Genomic DNA, 18,274 nt, shown 5'->3' on the forward strand with positions numbered 1-18,274 from the left:
GCAGTAAAAGGGCGGTTTAGTTAGCCCAAAGCCCGGTCAGGTTGACGACAATCATCAATATTCTCCTAACCGTTATTCGACATCGTGAAGTATAGCCTAACAGAAATCTGTATGCACAGGCTTAAGGCTGTCTTTATTGTGCTCAGGGTAGTCTTTCTTGGCTCACGGCTGTTCAGTAAAGTAAAACCGCAGTTGTTTTTCTTCCACGGCTACCCGTTTGCCATAGCGGGCAAATAAAAACTCCCGCCAGTGAGCGTCATCCATGGTGTATTCCAACGCGCGTTCATCGAGCCTGGCGATTAACTCTTTGGCGAGCCTGGGTTTGTGGTAATCCAGAATTCGCTGGGTGTTGCCATGCAAGTAAAGCTTCAGGTAATCCAGTGCCTGATCGGTAGAGCCCGCCGACACCAGACTCAGTGCCGAACGCAACGGCTGGCCAAGTAAGGAGCCCAGCCCGGATAACGGTAAAGGCAGTAATTTATCAATAATAAACTGAGTGTCTTTTACCAGTGAGTACTGGTCGTTGAGCAAATGAATAAAATCGACCCGTGTATCGGTAAGATGTAATGAGCAACTGGCCGGATAGTAATTGGGCAATGCGCTGATGCCTGCAACGGTGTGGGCTTTATAGATTCGCGAACCCATTACTTTTACTTCAATGGCACAGAGGATCTGTAAGGTTAGCCGGTTGGTGGATGTCGGCATACTGAGCTGCGCCTCAAGGCAGGTAAAGTGACCTTCCCCGATGGGCACGGCCAACGGTTCGGTAAAGGGGAAGTGCGGGGCGATGAGTGCATTAAGCTCTTGTTCGGTAAATATATCGTACTGCAGTCGGCCGCTTTTAATCAGGCAATACCCGACCAAAGCATTCACTCTATCGCGCCAGCTTAATGGAGGTAACAAACATCAATCCTTGCAAAGTTTAGTGGGCTAAACCCATCGTTGCGCTAAATCATAACAGTGCTGTTTATAACGGCTCAAGGCATAAAATATTTTGCGTCGCTGGCGACAATGGCGTAGCTTAATTTCAACTGGTACAATCAGTTGGTGGCGGTTGCTTTAATCTGGCCAGAATATAACCATTCAACAACGGGTGAATAATGCATATACCTGTTCAACAATTTGATTATGTGATCATTGGTGCCGGCTCTGCCGGCGCAGTGCTCGCCGCGCGATTAACGGAAAACCCGTTGATTCGGGTATGTCTGGTTGAAGCCGGCAGCAGTGACCGCAACCCGTTTATCCATATCCCGTTTGGCTTATCACTACTGGCACGATTCGACAGTATCGGCTGGGGTTATAACACCGAACCTCAACCCGCACTGAATGACAGAGAGCTGTTCTGGCCGCGCGGTAAAACCCTGGGCGGTTCCAGCTCAATAAATGCGATGTGTTATATCCGCGGTCAGGCCGAAGATTACGACCATTGGGCGGCACAAGGCGCCGATGGATGGGACTTTGAATCTGTGCTGCCTTATTTTAAGCGGGCAGAAAATTACTGCGGTGGTGCCGATGAATATCACGGTGTAGGTGGGCCGCTAGATGTAAATAATCTGCGCCATACCGCCGAAGTCTCCGATACGTTTGTTAACGCGGCTGAATACGTAGACCTGCCGGTAAGAGATGACTTTAACCGCCGCGACCGCGAGGGGCTGGGTTACTATCAGGTTACTCAACGTAACGGGCAGCGTTGTTCCACCGCGAAAGCTTATCTCACTGACGCCCGACAGCGAACAAATCTCACTATCATCACTTCTGCGCTGGCAGAGCGGGTGCTCGTCAAACAACAACGAGCTATCGGCGTACAGCTGAGGTGTAAGGGGAAGGCCATGCGTTTAATGGCGTCCCGCGAAGTTATTCTTAGCACTGGTGCAATCAATTCACCTCATCTGCTGATGTTATCGGGGATTGGCCCGGCCGACGAACTTGAAGACAAAGGCATATACGTGCAGCAGGATTTGCCTGGTGTCGGCAAAAACCTGCAGGACCACCTGGATGCCATTGTTCAATACCGCAGCAAGCAGCATCTTGGTTACCCCATTGCGGCCAGAATGTTGCCACGTTATATCAAAGCAGCTTGTCGTTACTTATTTAAACGGGGTGACATTTTTTCTTCTAACGTGGCTGAATGCGGCGGTTTTGTGTGCTCTTCCCTGGCCCAGGCATCGCCGGATATTCAGTTTCACTTTTTGCCAGCCATTCTTCAGGACCACGGCAGGCATTTTGTGCACGGTTTTGGCTACGGTTTACATGTTTGCGCGTTGTATCCCAAGAGTCGTGGCGAAATTACGCTACAAAGTAATCATCCGGCCGATCATCCCGCCATCCAGCCTAATTACCTGACTGAGGAAGCGGATCTTGCGGTGATGATTGATGCGGTGAAGTGGGCGCAGAAAATACTTAAGAGCGAAGCGTTTGCTCAATATGATGGTTACCTGAGTATTGGTGAGCACTGCCTCGATTCGGACGAAGATATCGCTGCGTTCATCCGCGAACGGGCCGAAACCATCTATCATCCCGTCGGTACCTGTAAAATGGGCGCCGATGATGACCCTATGGCAGTAGTGGATAATAAGTTGCGGGTGCGCAATGTGGCTGGTCTGCGGGTGGTTGATGCCTCGGTAATGCCAACGCTGGTCGGAGGCAATACCAATGCGCCTACCATTATGATCGCCGAGCGCGCAGCCGAGTGGATCCGCGCCGACCAGTAAAAATCAAGAAATAAAGGGGTCAGAGTACATTATTAGCAATAATGTACTCTGACCCCTTTATTTTTTAGGCAGTAACATCAGCACTGCACAGTCGCACATCTCATCGATATGGCTGGAATCGGCGTACACGCCGTCGGTTACCAGTTTTGCCAGGCCATGCAAGGTTGCCCAGATGACCTGTGTCTGGCGCAGTGCTGGCTTATCGGCCAACAGTAAGCCCTGTTGCTGCCAGTGGGTAATTAATCTCAGCATATACTGAAACGCCGGATAGGCTACATCTTTGAGCTCATCGTCAGCCAGATCGTTTTTCCAGATAGGACGGCCAAACATAAGATCGTACAACTGCGGGTGTTCCACAGCCCAATGGACATACCCATACACAAACTGCTTCATCCTTTCCGGTGCAGGTACAGACTCATCGCCGCCAGATTCAGAGGTCATAGCAATCCAGTTGGCAAAACCGTTGGCGGCTACCGCGTTAAGCAGGGCGTTTTTATCACGAAAATGGTGATAAAGCGCTGAGCGCGATACACCTACGTCATCAGCCAGCTTGCGTAATGAAAGCCCTTCAATGCCCTGATTTTCAATACGGGCGGTAGCCGCATCTAATAATGCAGAACGTAAATCACCATGATGATAGGTTTGTGTGCCGGGTGACGGCATGGAGCGTCCTGAAAATTGTCACAATTGCTGACTAGCATAATCTTTATCTTGACAGTGTCAAATTCAATGCTATCTTGACACTGTTCAGTTTAATGAAAAGTTAATAAACGGGGTTCTCATGTCGCAGACAACCGCTGCTAATCAACACCAGGCGTATCCGCATTTATTCGAGCCGCTGGATTTGGGGTTCACCGAGTTAAAAAACCGGATTGTAATGGGCTCAATGCACACCGGGCTGGAGGAAATGCCTAACGGTCATTTAAACATGGCTGAGTTTTATGCTACGCGGGCCAAAGGCGGTGTGGCATTGATGGTAACCGGCGGTATCGGACCTAACCAGGAAGGTGGCGTACATATAAAAACCAAAATGCTCGACAGCGACGAAGCGGTTGAACATCATAAAATGGTCACCGACGCGGTGCATGCTAACGGCGGCAAAATCTGCATGCAAATTCTGCATACGGGGCGCTATGCCTATAACCCCAATCTGGTTGCACCTTCTGCGTTGCAAGCTCCTATAAATCAGTTCAAACCCCGCGAGCTTACCAGCGAAGAAATTGACGGGCAGATTAACGACTTTGTTGAAACGGCCAAACGGGCCCATTCTGCCGGCTATGATGGCGTTGAAATTATGGGGTCTGAGGGCTACTTTTTAAATCAGTTTATTGCTGCGCGAACCAACCACCGCAGTGATGAATGGGGTGGTGATTACCAAAACCGTATTAAGCTACCGGTGGAAGTGGTGCGCCGTGTACGCGAGGCTGTGGGTGAAGAATTTATTATTATTTACCGGTTGTCGATGCTCGATTTGGTAGAGGGTGGTTCAACCTATGAGGAAGTTGTCACGCTGGGCAAAGCCATCGAAAAAGCCGGTGCCACTATTATTAATACCGGTATCGGCTGGCACGAGGCGCGTATCCCTACCATCGCCACCAAGGTGCCGAGGGCGGCTTTTACCTGGGTCACCGCTAAATTTCGCAAGGCCCTGAGTGTACCGGTGATTACCTCTAACCGTATAAATACGCCGGAAGTAGCCGAGTCGGTGCTGGCTCACGGTGATGCTGATATGGTTTCGATGGCTCGGCCATTCCTGGCCGATCCCGAATTCGTGAACAAAGCACAAGCTCAGCGCAGCGATGAAATTAACACCTGTATTGGCTGTAATCAGGCCTGTCTTGATCATATCTTTGATGGCAAACTCACCAGCTGCCTGGTGAATCCCTTTGCCTGTCATGAGTTGATGTACAAAATGACCCTGGCTGAATCACCGAAAAAAGTGGCCGTGGTGGGGGCAGGCCCGGCCGGTCTGGCTGCGGCTACCACGGCAGCCAAACGCGGCCATAGTGTGGTCTTGTTCGATGCAGCCGGTGAAATAGGCGGGCAGTTTAATATTGCCAAGCAAATCCCCGGCAAGGAGGAGTTTTACGAGACCTTACGCTATTTCAGTCGTCAGTTAGAGTTACTCAACGTGGATGTCAGACTCAATACGCCGGTCACTGCCCAGACATTAAACGAACATGGTTTTGACGAAGTATTGCTGGCTACCGGTATAGTGCCGCGTACGCCGGATATCGAAGGTATCGACCACGGTAAAGTAATGACCTATCTGGACGTACTGCGGGATAAAAAAACAGTAGGCGCTAAAGTGGCAATTATTGGCGCAGGTGGCATTGGCTTTGATACCGCAGAATATTTAAGCCACGGTAAGTCTGTACCGAGTCAGGATATCGCCACGTTCATGCGCGAGTGGGGGATTGATATGACATTCTCTGCCCGCGGCGGGGTGGAAGGGATACAGCCACAGCCTGAGCCGTCGCCACGACAAATTGTCCTGCTGCAACGTAAATCCAGCAAAATAGGGGCGGGCCTGGGCAAAACCACCGGCTGGGCGCATCGTATGGGTCTGCAAATGAAAGGGGTGAAAATGATCCCAGGCGTGCAGTACCACAAAATCGATGATAACGGCTTGCATATCACAGTGGGCGAAGAACAGCAGGTGCTCGATGTTGATAACGTGATCATTTGTGCCGGTCAGGAGCCCCAGCGGGCATTGGTAGAAGGTCTTAGCTTACCTTACCATCTTATTGGTGGCGCTGATGAAGCGCTGGAGCTCGATGCCAAACGGGCCATAGAGCAGGGCACAAAGGTCGCTATGGCCCTTTAACTGGCGTTGCTAGTCGTTATTGGGACAGCAGCTTCTCGCTGCTGACTCATGAAATGTTGCGCTAATGGCAACGAAACCTGCTGGTCTCGGCGTATAGCCCTTTGGCGTACTGAGTAACATTTGCCGCGAATGTTTTAATATTATGTTGCGTCTGCGTAACGTCAGAGACTCGCTGCACTGTCTGCTTCAGGCTTAGTGAATTCGATTTTGCGGTGGTCGCCACTTCCTCAATTGAAACAGCTTGTTGTTGATTTCTATCATTAACGTGTTGGAACGTTTTTGTAATGCGCTGCATGGCAACTATTGCTTCATCGCCAAGATTTCGGCTATTTGTTACCTGATTCTGGCTTACCTGCATATTCTGCAGGAGTTGATTGACTTGTTTTTGCATCTCTTGTGTTATCTCGTTAATGTTGGCGGTTGCGGCAACGGTTTTTTCCGCGAGGGCTCTCACCTCATCAGCAACAACAGAAAAACCTCTCCCGGCTTCTCCGGCTCTAGCCGACTCTATTGCGGCGTTTAACGCAAGTAAATTAGTTTGTTCGGCAAGTCCGCCGATCATTGCGGTAACACCATCAACGTCTTTCGATGATGCATCCAGCTTGTCTAATTGCTGTCGTAGCGAATCAAACATGTTGGAGAGTCCTTCCATAGAACCCAGTGCATTATTGATAATTTCGCCACCATGATTAGACTCCTCCCGGGCAGCTTTTGAGAGCTGATTGGTTTCATCCAGAGACAATGCCATTTGTTCTACAGTGGTTGTTATTTGATCGATAGCCTCTGATACCTGGCCCAGTTCGCGCTCTGTCATTTCACTTGCTTCGCTTTGTTTATTTAATGTGTAATGAAGTTCTGATGAACGATCATTTAAAGCGTGACTGGCTGATTGTACCTCAGACAATACCTTGCTAAGTTTTTCGGTTAAATGGTTCACGGTATTGCCCAGACGATCAAAGTCATCGTTCCGCTGCAGGTTGACCGGGAGTTGTTGAGTGAGATCGCCGTCAGCTATTTTTTCCAGAGTTGTCACTGTGTTTGCCAGTGTACTTGTTGCATGGCGCCAGATTAACCATAATATGAATGAACAAACGACCATGACACCAACCCCCAGAGTCAGCATGGCTATACGAGCTGAAACGGTGATTTTGGTGGCCTGATTACTGGCAACACTGCGCTGTTGCGCCAACCGTTTTTCTTGTTGATGTAACAAATCCTGCAAATGGTTTAACGACGATTGTGCTGACGATTGACTTGAATGTAATTTCAACACGGATGCCGTGACGCCATCCAGCGCAATACGAGTTTCCGTGAGCAGATCGTCGAAGTCCCCTCGCATTCCGATGTAATCAAAAAATTCATCAAATGTCTGATATTCACTATTGACCAACTCAACGGATGCAGGGTTGTAACTTTCTAACATTGGGCCGAGCGCATCAACAAACGCATTGAACTTACTCACCATATGCGTATGAATATTGGCTTTCAGGTAATCGATCGCGATGAACAGATCATTACGTAAACCGCTATCATTATCAGTACCCAGTATTTGCTGCTCTCGTTGCACTCTTTCTATACTGCTGGCCCAACTGTCGAAGGCCTTTGTCAGTGCAGGGCCAAATGCTACGCTTTCGTTGTTTAGCTTTACCAGTAATGGCGTAACCGATTGCCTGACATTCTCTGTATCAAAAACTGTCTTATTGGCGCTGGGTACCGCTTTTATCTGGCTGCGCAGTTGCTCCAGCGTAAGTAATTGTTGATTGGTTTTTGTTAGTGTACTTGCTGCTAAATTTTGTTGATGAAAGGCGAAGAGTGAGGCGCCAATAACAATACAGAATCCCACTATTATTATGACTACCAACAATAATAGTCGCTGACGAAAACCACTTAGTTTGGTCATGAAAACACCTTATTTGCACAACATATTCAGCGAACTGTCCAAATAAATAGCTGCACACTTATTAAGTTGGAATATTTTTACTTTTTTGATTTCTAGTTGCTCGTCAGCACACAACTAAAATCCATGTCATAGAGCAATTTTTGAAGAGACAACTAACCGAAGGTACGCTGGATTTGCTAATCGTTAGTACGCACCCAGCCAATGTAGTGGCTTAACCGTAACGGTTACATTGGTAACAGGCATTATTTTTATAGAACTTTAGTGTAAAGGGTAATTTAAGCGGCGAGTTCATTTGTTTACGATAGTTTAAATTTCGGGCTGAATTGCACCGTATTGAACACAAGTTCAATATTACAACTTGTCCACTTCCCTTTTAACTCACTGCTCAAATGAAAGTAATTTTGAAAAGTCGTTGAGGGTCTGGCGAAGTGTTTCGCTTCCCCCAAGGTTGTATTTACTGTGCAGAGTAAGGAGACGAAGCTCCTGAATGGATTTGGGCGTAACAAATTTGTTGGCGCTAAAGTCTGAGATATCGAAGGAATAAAGCACTGGAACCCGATTTAAAACACCACATCGAGCAGGGAAAACCCTGTCAATAGCCGTGTAACTGGCGCTGCTCTTAAACTATGTGCCAGTAGCAAGTTAACGCATCTGACCTTTTTAATAAATTAATTTGACGTTTCTGGCAGGGAAAAGCCGACTTCTAATTTGCCAATCTTGCTTTGTTTTATGTCAGGCAGAACGTTAGCCTCAATCATAAAACCGCTATTGTTAAAGTGAAAAAAGCAAAGTGATTCACTTTGCTTTTTTCGACAGATCACCTGATCGTTATTCTACGTCAATTTTCTTACCCTTCATACGCATCAGGGTGCCGTCTTTGTCGATAATATGGTGCTTTAAGGCTCCGACTATATGCAGAACAATACAGACAATTAGCAGGTAACCAACGATTTCGTGCACTTCTTCTGCCATTTCACCCAGTTCGGCGTTGCGCGGAATGACATCCTGTGGGTTAGCCGGATCGTGGTTGGCCGGGATCAAATCGATACCGAACAGTGGTACATTGTGGCCGCCCATCGACGACATGATGACACCGGAAATGGGCATAATCAGAGTACCCAGAATCAGTACCCAATGAACCGCATGGGCTAGTGTATGCTCCCAGGCTTTATAGTGACCGGCCGCGAGTGGCCAGCCGTTTTTCATCCGCCAGTAAACCCGGCCCAGCGCCAGCACCAGTACGATGACACCAAAGGATTTATGCAGGCCATACAGGCTGTAATCTTTATTCTCGGTCATGTAAATGCCAACGGCCAGCAAGGCGATCATTAGCAGGGCAACGATCCAGTGCAATGATATGGTGATTTTACTCAATTGCTGTCGGGTGTCTGTTATCATTATAAACTCTCTATCAGGCAGTAAAATGTGTAAGGATTAGTTTGAGCTAGCTTGTAGGTGAACCACATGCGGTAAATCCTACCACTAAATGATAAGCCGTAAATCAGTGTAATAGAAGGCAAAAATGACGGTGCATCAGGCTGGTTCGGTAAGCGTTGGGGCTAGTGATTAAATTCGGACGTATTGCGCCATTCGGTAACTATTTTTCCAGCCAATGTTGCATGGGCGGGTAGTCTTTGTGCGGCTTGAAATAGGGACGTACTGAGTGATAAACGGATAACCCCTGAACCCCGGTTCGAAGGCCCGGGTTAACCAGTGTACGGCGTTACTTTTGTTATTGCAGGCGGGGCGGTAGCTCGTGCCAGCATACCATTAACCTGAACAACCTGTTTCTGCGCACTGGTAAGAGAAATCTCTGCCACCCAGCCAAGTAAGCGAGCTCGCAGCGTAAAGGCAATTTGTATAATCAATGGCTTGGTACTGGCCGTGCCAAAATCGGCTCAATTGGGGGAAACGGATCGATAAGTTGCTGCTGGACGATAACTTTCTATTCACCGTGGACCTCAATAGCGGCGATACTGTTGGAAAAGTCTTTTTGACCTGCTCCCTCACCGGCGAAAGAGCTCAGTGCCGATTAACCGTCAACGGTACAGGTTTGATGGTCAGGGTAATGGTCTGGCCGGCTACAGCGGCTATTGTGGTCGCTATGGAAGGAAGTAACGTCTCACTGGCGTGGTGTTAGCAACAGTTCAGCAGTGGTTTGATCAAGCTGAAAATGAAACTGTTTTAGCACGTTCATGCCCAATAAACCGTCGGCTTGCTGCAAGGTCGCTTCAGGCATCACAAACACACCAATATTACTTAGCTTATAGGGGCCCAGTGTCATATTGTCTATTCGCACCAATGGAGAACGGATTGGGCCGCCTGCGGTGCGTACATCAAACAAGCCAATTACAGGGATCTGATTAAATCGCCTAAGCGTTTTGTACAGCTCAAAACTGATAGCGGTACTGCTTGCTCCTGTATCCAGTAGTAGCGCTGCAGGGCGGTTAAGGATGTCAGTTTCTGCGATATACTGGTCGCCATAGCGGGTCAGGGCCAGTCGGGTTACCGGGGGCTGTTTTGCACCAGCGGGGTTTTCCTCGTTCTTTTCTAAAGAGGGTGCTTGCCCCGGTAGAAACCGCTGGCGCAAACTGCGGGCACCGGCGTTATTGATACTCAGGTTCGCCAGTATGTCTTCCATTAGCGTAAACTTTTGCTGTCTGGCGTAGGCTTCGGCAAGTTTGAGCGTAAGCAGCTCATCGGTGCTATTGAGCTGAAATAACGGCTCTAAAAATTGGGCCAGCATATCCCAGTCGCCGGCGTTATACAGCGCACTGATGGTATTTTCGATTAACTCTGCGCTACGGCTTGCCAGCTCTTTGCGTTGCTCGCGGTTAAACAGGCTGAGTTCCTGTAAAGCGAAAAGATGACTAACGGCCACGCTTAACGGCTCGGTAGCCAGAATATAATCGGCTTCCAGCAATAGCAGTTGGGGCGACTCAGGACTCGTGCGCAGCGCATCAATTAAAAAATGCTCTACCCTGGCAAAGTCGCCTTGTTCAAGCCATTGGCGAACGGTGTCGATATTGGTTGCTGGCGGGGCTGGCAGGTCAGACGCGGCCTGGTAAGCTGGTGCTGACTGCTGCATTGTTAAACCCGGTGGATTAGTCACTCTTTTTGCCGTTGCCGTTGCCGTATTTTCTGGTTTGTGAGGGGCATGCTCAGCAGCTGTGGGCACAGGGGCTGGCCAAAGCAAATAAATGTTAAGGCTAACGGATAGCAACAGACAAACCGAAGCAACCAGGCCATAGCGCGACATGATTTATTTAGCCTGGCTGGCCAGACAAGCTGGCAGGTAAATATCAATGAACGCTTTTGGCATACGGGTGGGGGCACCGGTAGCGAGTTTTACGCAGGCAAACTGTGTGTGACCCCGATACACCGTTTCGCCATCGCTTTCGCGAATATACTGAAACTCACGGGAGAGCGTTATTTTACCGTCGCACTGGGTGATCCAGGTGGCGCAGTGCAGCGTGTCGCCCAGTAAAGCCGGTTTTAAATAATGTAATTCGTGGCGGAAGATCACCATGCCCCGACCGGCCTGTTGATAATGTTCAAATCCCAGCCCCAGCGCTTTAGAATGTGCCCAAGCGAGTTTTTCCTGCTGGCTTAAATAGGCCACGTTATTAACATGATTGTAGTGATCAATATCCTGAGGCTGTATTTCCCAGGTTTTTATAAAGGGGGCCGGGTATTGCCAGTTAAGGGTGTCAGACATAAGGGAGTGGATTTTCTTCAGTCAGGTTAATGGCAGGGTCGAGTAACTGTTTGTTCAGCGCTATTTCGGTAGCGATAACCGGCTCAATAAAGGCGTTTACGTTACCGAGATCTTTAAAAGCCACAAATCCCCGCTGTAAGAATTCGTGCATACTCAGCAGTCCCGCCATTTTCGCCGGTCGACGGGAAAGTTTAATCAGCAGACCAATGCCCGGGATTTTCACCACATCGGCCAGTTGTTCACCCAATCCCGCAACTATTTGAATTTGTTGGGCCCGGTCATCGCCACGGCCCACTTCACGGTAAGCCCGGGCATAATTCTCTCTGTTCAGTGGTGCGTCACCAAGCGATTGTGCCATAGTCATATCCAAGTCGAACGACAGGGCATTAAGCCACAGCGCCTGCTCAATGGCGAGCATCGCTTTGTTCGGCAAGGCTTTGGCGAGTTTTGGAATGACCCGCATTAAGTCGGCATCGCGCTGGCTGAAATCCTTTGGGCCGTAAAGTTCTTCCACAAAAAAATCCATGGCTTTCGCGTAGGCCGGTTTTTGTGCGAGTTCGGCATGGGTGGCGAGCAATCTCTGACATTGCCATTCCTGCAGCGCCTGAATAGGCGCTAATAACTGCATTTGTTCTGCCAGACTGCGTCGGGCATTCACCTGGCGTAAATGGGCAATGATTTGTTCTACCACAAGGCGTCCTTGTTGCTACGCTGTACATTGACTTTATAATACCTTAAACACGCTGACAAATCTGGCCCGTGCTGGCAGATTTTGCTATTCTGCGCGGCCATTAAATAACGATTATCACAAACTGAACTCTGTATGCAGCAGACAATGGCACCAGCCATAAAATACGATAATGATCCTGACGTTGAGCCGCTAATGGCATTATTCGACCAGACGTTTCTTACCCGGTTCAACACGCGCCTGATCAGAGGCGGCGATGAGCCGGTTTACCTGCCTGCTAATGCCACCACTCCTTACCACCAGGTTGTCTTTGCCCACGGCTATTTTTCCAGTGCACTGCACGAAATAGCACATTGGTGTATAGCCGGTCAGCAGCGTCGGTTGCTGGAAGATTACGGTTACTGGTACTGTCCTGACGGGCGTGATGCCACTCAGCAGCGGGAGTTTGAGCAGGTCGAAGTCAAACCCCAGGCCATTGAGTGGGCCATGACCATTGCCGCCAACCGACGCTTTCAGGTCAGTACCGATAACTTAAATGGCGCTGAGCCGGATCGTGAGGGGTTTACCCGCCGGGTACGGGCACAGTTGCTGACCTATTTAAACACCGGCTTTCCGCCCCGGGCCACTCTTTTTATTCATGCGCTGCGAGAGACGTTTCACGGGCCTGTGTTAAGTCAGACCTGGCTGAATAAGGAGTACCCCCAATGAGTAAAACCTTTCGATTAGGCGTGGTGATTAATCCTTTTGCCGGGATCGGCGGTGCCATGGCGCTTAAAGGCAGTGACGGCGAGGCTATTCGGCAGCAGGCGCTGGCGGCGGGCGCAACCAAACTGGCCAACGAGAAAATGACCCGGGCGTTGCGTAAACTGACAGACTTCCCTCACCTTTCAATACTTACTGCCGGCGGTGAAATGGGGGAAACCTGTTGTGCCGCCCTGGGGCTGGATTACAGCGTTATTTATACCAGCCAAAGCGCCGAGACAACACCGGCCGATACCGAAAACGTGGTGCGCGAGTTAGTCGCGCACAATGTGGACCTGATTCTCTTTGCCGGTGGTGATGGTACGGCGCGCAATGTATGCAGTATTGTGGGAGACAAAGTGCCAGTGCTTGGTGTACCCGCCGGGGTGAAAATTCATTCCGGTGTCTACGCAGTAACGCCCTCTGCAGCTGGTGAGGTCGTGGCCAAAATGCTGACCGGTGAACTGGTGAGTGTGCGTCAGGCCGAGGTACGCGATATTGATGAAAGCGCCTTTCGCGAGGGTAAGGTGCGCGCTCAGCATTATGGCGAAATGCAGGTACCAGACGAACTCACCTACGTACAGTCAGTTAAAATGGGCGGTCGTGAAGACGAGTCCATGGTCATTAACGAGATTGCCGAATACCTGAGTGAACTCATTGCCGATGATGACGAACACTTGTACGTAATGGGCTCAGGTTCTACCGTGGCTGAGGTGATGACACGCCTTGGTCTTCAAAATACCCTGCTGGGCGTGGATGTGATAAAAAATGGCGAGGTGATTGCCGCCGATGTCACCGCCAGTCAGTTACTAGCGCTGGTCAGCCAGTCACCGGCCCGATTGGTGATTACCGCCATCGGTGGTCAGGGGCATGTGTTTGGCCGGGGAAACCAACAACTCAGCCCGGCGGTGCTGCGAGCCATTGGCCGCGACAATATCTGGATTGCCGCTACCAAACAAAAACTTCAGCAGCTTGATGGCCGACCATTAAGAAGCGACAGCGGTGACGAGCGCCTGGATGACGAACTGGCGGGAATCATTGCTGTGATTACCGGGTACGATGGCCGGGTGTATTATCCGCTGCAATAAATTAACAGATGATAAGCGAGACACTATGCAACAACAGGTTAAAGCCAACGATGAATTCGTGAACGCCGTAGAGAAAATCGACAGTGCGCTGGACGGCGTGGTAGATCATGGCAATGACGATGAATTGTTTATTGCCAGTTACCTGCAAGGGCACTTTGCGGTAGAAGCACGTAAGCTCGAATTGGATGAACAGGCCTCAGTGGAAAAGCTCTGTCTCACCATGCAACAGAGCCTCGAGCAGGCCTTCGCCAACAACGAGTTGGAACCGGCCGACCAACAGGCGGTGACGGCATTGTGGCAAAAATTGCTGGCTGGCGTTTAAATTCCGGCACGTCCTTGCCGCCTGTAAGCGGCGAATCCCTTTATACCCGGCAGATATAATCTGGTGCGATAATTGCAAAACCTGACTTGTAAATACAGGCTGGATCCCATTATGCGTCAAAATATTCTGCGAACGACTTTTCTTACCACGCTGCTGGCAACCGGGTTACTGAGCGGCTGCAGCTCTGCACCACCGGACATGGAAATGACTAACGAACAGGTGCCGGTGCCTGCGCTGGGTAATGTGGAGTATCACACTTATGTGCTGGCCAATGAACTGTTTGCTAATGTGCGCCCGGCCCGGCAAACCCGCTACGCAGTTACCGGTTTTGTGCCGGTGGACTCGCTGACTTACGATGAAACCTTTCAGCATCCGTTGCAATTACTCGGTCATCAGTTGGAAGAAGGGATCCTTACTGAAGCCACAAAACGTGGATTTACCGCTCAAGAGTTTAAGCTGACGAACGATATAATAGTAGGAGAAAAGTCTGACAGGGTATTGTCGCGCGATATTGACAAGCTATCTGCGATAGAGCGGGTCGATTTTTTCATCACTGGCACGCTGGTTTATCAGCAGGAAGGAGCGATGGTTAACGCGCGCATTATTAATGCCCGGACCCGCGATGTGGTAGCAGCTGCAACGCGCTTTTTCCCGGCAGAATTGTTTTGGCTGGATGAGCAGGTGACAACCCGTAATGGCCGGCTATATCGTACAGAGAATAAAGGGTAATCATTATGCAAAGGGCAGTAAGGGCAACAAGACTTGGCATACTTCTGGTGGCGGCTGCCACGGCAGGCTGTCAAAGTATGGATGAGGAAATGGTGCAAACCACTCAGCCTGAAAAAATGCCATCGCTTAATGTGGTGGACATCACTGCAGCCGATCGCTCAAATCATCAACCCATGATGGCAGAAGACGTCGATAGCTTTGGGGCATTGGGTCAGCCACCGTTGTACTCCAGTGTTCAGGGGGCTTATAAAGGTCGTCCTTTAACCAAGCACGTGGGTGATTACGTAAAGGCCCTGACCCAGGACCTGATTGCCAACATGGAATACGTTACTAATAAAACGCCGGTAGGGGTGACGCATTTTGCGCTATTGGATTCCGATCTGCAGCAAACCAATTTGCTCGGTCAGCAAATGGCCGAGTCCTTCGTTCATGAGCTGCATAAATTTCGTATCCCGGTGATTGATTACAAAGCTACAGACTTTATTCGCATCACTGAAGAGGGCGATTTTGTGCTTACCCGCGATTATCTGGAGCTCGATGCCAGTTTACCCATGGAATATGTGCTCACCGGCACCATGGCCAAACATCAGGGTGGCGTGATGGTGAATGCCCGCATTATTGGTATTCAGTCGCGGGCGGTGGTAGCCAGCGCCCAAATGCTGATACCGTTTTACGTGGCAGACGCGCTGATCCCTAGTGATGGCAGTGAGCGCGGCGGCATGCGTGATGGTGTCAAATTAAGCCGGGGGTAATCATGCGTCAGTTTTTGGCCTGTATGTTTTGCGTAGCGCTGTTCAGCGGTTGCGCCAGCCAGCCTAAAAGCGGTTATTTCTGGTTTGGTAACGATGATGAAGTGCCACCTCAGGCCGGGCAGGCGCAGGTACGCCCGCCTGAAGACAGCGGCCTGGAGTACCGACCGGATTCCCGCGACATTGAAATGCACCGGGTTCAGCAAAACGTGCGGGGCTATCGGGATCCACTGCAAACCGGCTTTACGCCGGGGGTTACCCATAAGGCACTAAATGATTATGCGGCCAGTCTGGCTATGGCATTAATGGATGGCTCGGTGCAGGTGAATACCGATGAACTTATCGGCATCGCCAGTTTTGTGCGCCTTAACCGCTCTTTGCGTGAAACTACGGTGCTTGGCAATCAGCTATCTGAATACCTGATTGCAGAGTTGCAACAATACGGACTCGGCGTGGTAGATTTCAAACTGGCTAATAGCCTGGATGTGACCGATTACGGTGATCTGGCTTTAAGCCGGGAAGGGCGGCGCATTGCTAAACGCCTGGAAATGGATCATATCCTCACCGGCACGCTGGTGGAGCAACCGCGCGGGGTGAATGTGAATGCGCGGATCATCTCCATCGACAAGCAGCGTGTGGTAGCCAGTGCCAATGTGTTTATTCCTGCTTTTGTGGTGACGTCGCTGGTGCCAATGGCGCCGGTGCTGGACACCGAGTAACCCTACTATGCTTGTGGCGGGCGCTTAAACGTTCGCAGCATAAACCGTTCAGGGGCCAGCGCTTGCAACAACTGTTCGCTCATCGGTAACGGCTCATGACAAAGCTGACAGGCCAGGATTTCAGCCATTAGCGGAGCCGTAGTTAACCCTCTGGAGCCCAGTCCGGTCAGCACCAGCAACGCCTGTTCATCGGTGGCCACTTCGTACTGACCGTGGTGCTTGCCTTTATACAATTCACGATAGCGCTCGGTGGTTTTTTGAGGTGGGATAACTGCACCAACCACAGGCTGGTGATCAGCACTGCCCAGGCGTATTGACGCCCTGGCGGTATTATCATGTTGAATCGACTGAGCCCAGTCATAGCCAGCCAGCGCTTTGGCGTGAGTGGCAAGATTCTGCGCACTTTCTTGCTCTTTGCTGGTGGTACTGGTATCGCCTTTAACATAGGTTGAGCCAAGGGCATGACGGCCATCCCAGCCAGGCGTTAAGTAACCTTTATGACAGAGTACGGTTGTTAACTCGTTAAGTGGTGTTTGCTCGGGGACCGCTTCTACCTGGCCGCGCACCGGTCGCAGTGGTAAATGCGCCAGTTCGGCCATTTCGGCGCATTCGTGACCCGCGGCAATGATCACCCGGTCTGCCTTAACCGGTTTGCCATCCTGCAGAAGCAGTACTGTTGGGTTATTCTCTGATAGCGTCACGCGCTGCTTATAAAACTCACTGAGTAAGCCGGTTTTGCGGGCCGCATCAAGTTGAGCGGCAACCACTTCGGCAGGACATAGCCAGCCTCCTTGCGGCACAAACAGCCCGTCGCCGTGAATATCAATACCACTTAACTTAGTGGCCTTTGCGGCGTTTACCGGCTGAATGAGTTGCTCCGGCCACCGATCTTTTTGCCGCAGATTTTGCTGGCGTTTTTGTACCTCTTCATTAAATCCCAGCAGTAATACACCGCAAGGCTGCCAGGTAAAGCTTAGTCCTTTTGCTGCGAGGGCATCGTAGTATCGCCTGGCGTATAAAAAACCGTGGGCCTGAATCAGGGCAGGATTACTCTGATCGGCCTGCAGTTGTGGGTAAAAGCCGCCTTGCCGATTGCCCGATGCACCATCAGCGGGGGTAGGGGCCTGACCAAATAGGCTCACCCTGATTCCGCGCTGACAAAGCGCCAGTGCCAGGGTTGAACCGGCCAGTCCGGCACCGATAACGGCAATGTGTTGTGCCTGAGTGGCAGGCGTATCAGGATATCGGTAATGCCAGGGCGTGGTCACTCTGCGCTCTGGGGGGGTAGTCAACACGCCGGTGAGCATATCCCGTTTGCGACCAAAGCCCTTGCGCTTGGCTATCTCAAAGCCGGCGTTCCTTAAGCCGCGCTTTACCACGCCGGCTGCGGTAAAGGTGGCCAGGGTGGCGCCGGTTTTACTTAAGCGCGCCATCTGGCTGAATAATACGTCGGTCCACATATCCGGGTTTTTGCTGGGCGCAAAGCCGTCTAAGAACCAGGCATCCACCAGACCATTTTGCGGGCAGTGCCATTGTGGTAATAATTCGTGTACGTCACCGAGCCATAAATCGATACTGGTGTGCCAGGCGTCGAAATTCATGCGGTGGCAGCCTCCCAGAGCTGGCGGGTATTGTGCGATCAGCGCATTCACTTCGGCGCTGACCGAAGGAAAAACGGCCAGGGCATTTTGTAAGTCCGTCTCGACCAGCGGAAACTTCTCGGTACTAAGAATAAATAATCGCCTGAGCGGGTGATCGGGATGGTTAGCCCTGAACTGTTTAAACTGCTGCATGGCAATAATACAGTTGAGACCGGTGCCAAAACCGGTTTCGGCAATAATAAAATGTGGTGCCTGCCAGTTTAGCCAGCGCTCAGCGAGATCGTTACCGTTGATGAATACATGTAAGGTTTCATCACAGCCGCTGTCGTTAGAGAAATAGACATCATCAAAGCTGTCTGCCACGGGCGTGCCGGACTCGTTAAAATGGACGTTGGCAGATTGCAGGCGTTTACTCATGGCGTGGCGTTTCGGGTTAATCGTTTAAAGCACGCTATAATAACAGTATTAGTCAATGCATGAC

At 50.4% G+C, this 18,274-nt stretch carries 16 protein-coding genes; 8 read left to right on the forward strand and 8 right to left on the reverse strand.

From position 1 onward, the window contains the following. Nucleotides 1-162: 162 nt before the first annotated feature. The gene (locus AC2T0J_RS15925; protein WP_489806758.1) at nt 163-903 is read right to left on the reverse strand and encodes a DUF1439 domain-containing protein; all 741 of its coding nucleotides are present in this window, start codon (nt 901-903) and stop codon (nt 163-165) included. A gap of 197 nt (nt 904-1,100) precedes the next feature. On the opposite strand from AC2T0J_RS15925, the gene AC2T0J_RS15930 reads away from it, so the two are divergent. Further along, a complete protein-coding gene (locus AC2T0J_RS15930) occupies nt 1,101-2,711 on the forward strand; it encodes a GMC family oxidoreductase (protein WP_489806759.1) in 1,611 nt (536 codons plus the stop codon). A gap of 57 nt (nt 2,712-2,768) precedes the next feature. Here the strand turns inward: AC2T0J_RS15930 and AC2T0J_RS15935 are convergent, their stop codons facing one another. Continuing rightward, nucleotides 2,769-3,374, reverse strand: coding sequence for a TetR/AcrR family transcriptional regulator (locus AC2T0J_RS15935; RefSeq protein WP_489806760.1), 606 nt, complete (start codon nt 3,372-3,374; stop codon nt 2,769-2,771). A gap of 118 nt (nt 3,375-3,492) precedes the next feature. On the opposite strand from AC2T0J_RS15935, the gene AC2T0J_RS15940 reads away from it, so the two are divergent. Then, nucleotides 3,493-5,538, forward strand: coding sequence for an NADPH-dependent 2,4-dienoyl-CoA reductase (locus tag AC2T0J_RS15940; RefSeq protein ID WP_489806761.1), 2,046 nt, complete (start codon nt 3,493-3,495; stop codon nt 5,536-5,538). 61 nt (nt 5,539-5,599) lie between these two features. Here AC2T0J_RS15940 and AC2T0J_RS15945 read toward each other — a convergent pair whose 3' ends face one another. From AC2T0J_RS15945 to AC2T0J_RS15965, 5 genes are all read right to left on the reverse strand, one after another. Next, nucleotides 5,600-7,438, reverse strand: coding sequence for a methyl-accepting chemotaxis protein (locus AC2T0J_RS15945; protein WP_489806762.1), 1,839 nt, complete (start codon nt 7,436-7,438; stop codon nt 5,600-5,602). Nucleotides 7,439-8,266: 828 nt separating this feature from the next. Next, complete coding sequence (locus AC2T0J_RS15950; RefSeq protein WP_489806763.1) at nt 8,267-8,836, reverse strand: cytochrome b; 570 nt, start codon at nt 8,834-8,836, stop codon at nt 8,267-8,269. A 724-nt stretch (nt 8,837-9,560) separates the two neighbouring features. Continuing rightward, entirely contained in the window at nt 9,561-10,526 is a 966-nt protein-coding gene (locus tag AC2T0J_RS15955; RefSeq protein WP_489806764.1) for a retropepsin-like aspartic protease family protein, read from the reverse strand. Between the two features lie 174 nt (nt 10,527-10,700). Then, a complete protein-coding gene (locus tag AC2T0J_RS15960) occupies nt 10,701-11,156 on the reverse strand; it encodes an acyl-CoA thioesterase (protein ID WP_489806765.1) in 456 nt (151 codons plus the stop codon). Next, nucleotides 11,149-11,847 (reverse strand): DUF8198 family protein, encoded by a 699-nt coding sequence (locus AC2T0J_RS15965; protein WP_489806766.1) that lies wholly within the window; start codon nt 11,845-11,847, stop codon nt 11,149-11,151. The genes AC2T0J_RS15960 and AC2T0J_RS15965 overlap by 8 nt, the downstream gene beginning before the upstream one ends. Nucleotides 11,848-11,979: 132 nt before the next feature. Between AC2T0J_RS15965 and AC2T0J_RS15970 the strand changes: the two genes are divergently transcribed. The 6 genes from AC2T0J_RS15970 to AC2T0J_RS15995 all read left to right on the forward strand — a co-directional run bounded on the left by AC2T0J_RS15970 (nt 11,980) and on the right by AC2T0J_RS15995 (nt 16,192). Beyond that, nucleotides 11,980-12,552 (forward strand): elongation factor P hydroxylase, encoded by a 573-nt coding sequence (locus AC2T0J_RS15970; protein WP_489806767.1) that lies wholly within the window; start codon nt 11,980-11,982, stop codon nt 12,550-12,552. Next, entirely contained in the window at nt 12,549-13,673 is a 1,125-nt protein-coding gene (locus tag AC2T0J_RS15975; protein ID WP_489806768.1) for an ATP-NAD kinase family protein, read from the forward strand. The genes AC2T0J_RS15970 and AC2T0J_RS15975 overlap by 4 nt, the downstream gene beginning before the upstream one ends. A 25-nt stretch (nt 13,674-13,698) precedes the next feature. Next, nucleotides 13,699-13,995 carry a YfcL family protein gene (locus AC2T0J_RS15980; RefSeq protein ID WP_489806769.1) on the forward strand — a complete coding sequence of 99 codons (297 nt, stop codon included), beginning with the start codon at nt 13,699-13,701 and terminating at the stop codon, nt 13,993-13,995. A gap of 111 nt (nt 13,996-14,106) precedes the next feature. Beyond that, nucleotides 14,107-14,724 (forward strand): FlgO family outer membrane protein, encoded by a 618-nt coding sequence (locus AC2T0J_RS15985; RefSeq protein ID WP_489806770.1) that lies wholly within the window; start codon nt 14,107-14,109, stop codon nt 14,722-14,724. A 5-nt stretch (nt 14,725-14,729) separates the two neighbouring features. Next, entirely contained in the window at nt 14,730-15,476 is a 747-nt protein-coding gene (locus tag AC2T0J_RS15990; RefSeq protein ID WP_279319187.1) for a FlgO family outer membrane protein, read from the forward strand. A 2-nt stretch (nt 15,477-15,478) separates the two neighbouring features. Then, nucleotides 15,479-16,192 carry a FlgO family outer membrane protein gene (locus AC2T0J_RS15995; RefSeq protein WP_489806771.1) on the forward strand — a complete coding sequence of 238 codons (714 nt, stop codon included), beginning with the start codon at nt 15,479-15,481 and terminating at the stop codon, nt 16,190-16,192. Nucleotides 16,193-16,197: 5 nt separating this feature from the next. Here AC2T0J_RS15995 and mnmC read toward each other — a convergent pair whose 3' ends face one another. Further along, on the reverse strand, nt 16,198-18,210 hold the full coding sequence (mnmC, locus tag AC2T0J_RS16000; RefSeq protein WP_489806772.1) for a bifunctional tRNA (5-methylaminomethyl-2-thiouridine)(34)-methyltransferase MnmC2/FAD-dependent 5-carboxymethylaminomethyl-2-thiouridine(34) oxidoreductase MnmC1: 2,013 nt from the start codon (nt 18,208-18,210) through the stop codon (nt 16,198-16,200). Nucleotides 18,211-18,274 lie beyond the last annotated feature (64 nt).

The organism is Alteromonas sp. ISO5, assembly GCF_058105165.1.

What these genes read in the sequence shown, in the direction of transcription:
- AC2T0J_RS15930 (WP_489806759.1), top strand. Translation starts at nt 1,101, where the DNA reads ATGCATATACCTGTTCAACAATTTGATTATGTGATCATTGGTGCCGGC.
- AC2T0J_RS15935 (WP_489806760.1), bottom strand. Translation starts at nt 3,374, where the DNA reads ATGCCGTCACCCGGCACACAAACCTATCATCATGGTGATTTACGTTCT.
- AC2T0J_RS15940 (WP_489806761.1), top strand. Translation starts at nt 3,493, where the DNA reads ATGTCGCAGACAACCGCTGCTAATCAACACCAGGCGTATCCGCATTTA.
- AC2T0J_RS15945 (WP_489806762.1), bottom strand. Translation starts at nt 7,438, where the DNA reads ATGACCAAACTAAGTGGTTTTCGTCAGCGACTATTATTGTTGGTAGTC.
- AC2T0J_RS15950 (WP_489806763.1), bottom strand. Translation starts at nt 8,836, where the DNA reads ATGATAACAGACACCCGACAGCAATTGAGTAAAATCACCATATCATTG.
- AC2T0J_RS15955 (WP_489806764.1), bottom strand. Translation starts at nt 10,526, where the DNA reads ATGCAGCAGTCAGCACCAGCTTACCAGGCCGCGTCTGACCTGCCAGCC.
- AC2T0J_RS15960 (WP_489806765.1), bottom strand. Translation starts at nt 11,156, where the DNA reads ATGTCTGACACCCTTAACTGGCAATACCCGGCCCCCTTTATAAAAACC.
- AC2T0J_RS15970 (WP_489806767.1), top strand. Translation starts at nt 11,980, where the DNA reads ATGCAGCAGACAATGGCACCAGCCATAAAATACGATAATGATCCTGAC.
- AC2T0J_RS15975 (WP_489806768.1), top strand. Translation starts at nt 12,549, where the DNA reads ATGAGTAAAACCTTTCGATTAGGCGTGGTGATTAATCCTTTTGCCGGG.
- AC2T0J_RS15980 (WP_489806769.1), top strand. Translation starts at nt 13,699, where the DNA reads ATGCAACAACAGGTTAAAGCCAACGATGAATTCGTGAACGCCGTAGAG.
- AC2T0J_RS15985 (WP_489806770.1), top strand. Translation starts at nt 14,107, where the DNA reads ATGCGTCAAAATATTCTGCGAACGACTTTTCTTACCACGCTGCTGGCA.
- AC2T0J_RS15990 (WP_279319187.1), top strand. Translation starts at nt 14,730, where the DNA reads ATGCAAAGGGCAGTAAGGGCAACAAGACTTGGCATACTTCTGGTGGCG.
- AC2T0J_RS15995 (WP_489806771.1), top strand. Translation starts at nt 15,479, where the DNA reads ATGCGTCAGTTTTTGGCCTGTATGTTTTGCGTAGCGCTGTTCAGCGGT.
- mnmC (WP_489806772.1), bottom strand. Translation starts at nt 18,210, where the DNA reads ATGAGTAAACGCCTGCAATCTGCCAACGTCCATTTTAACGAGTCCGGC.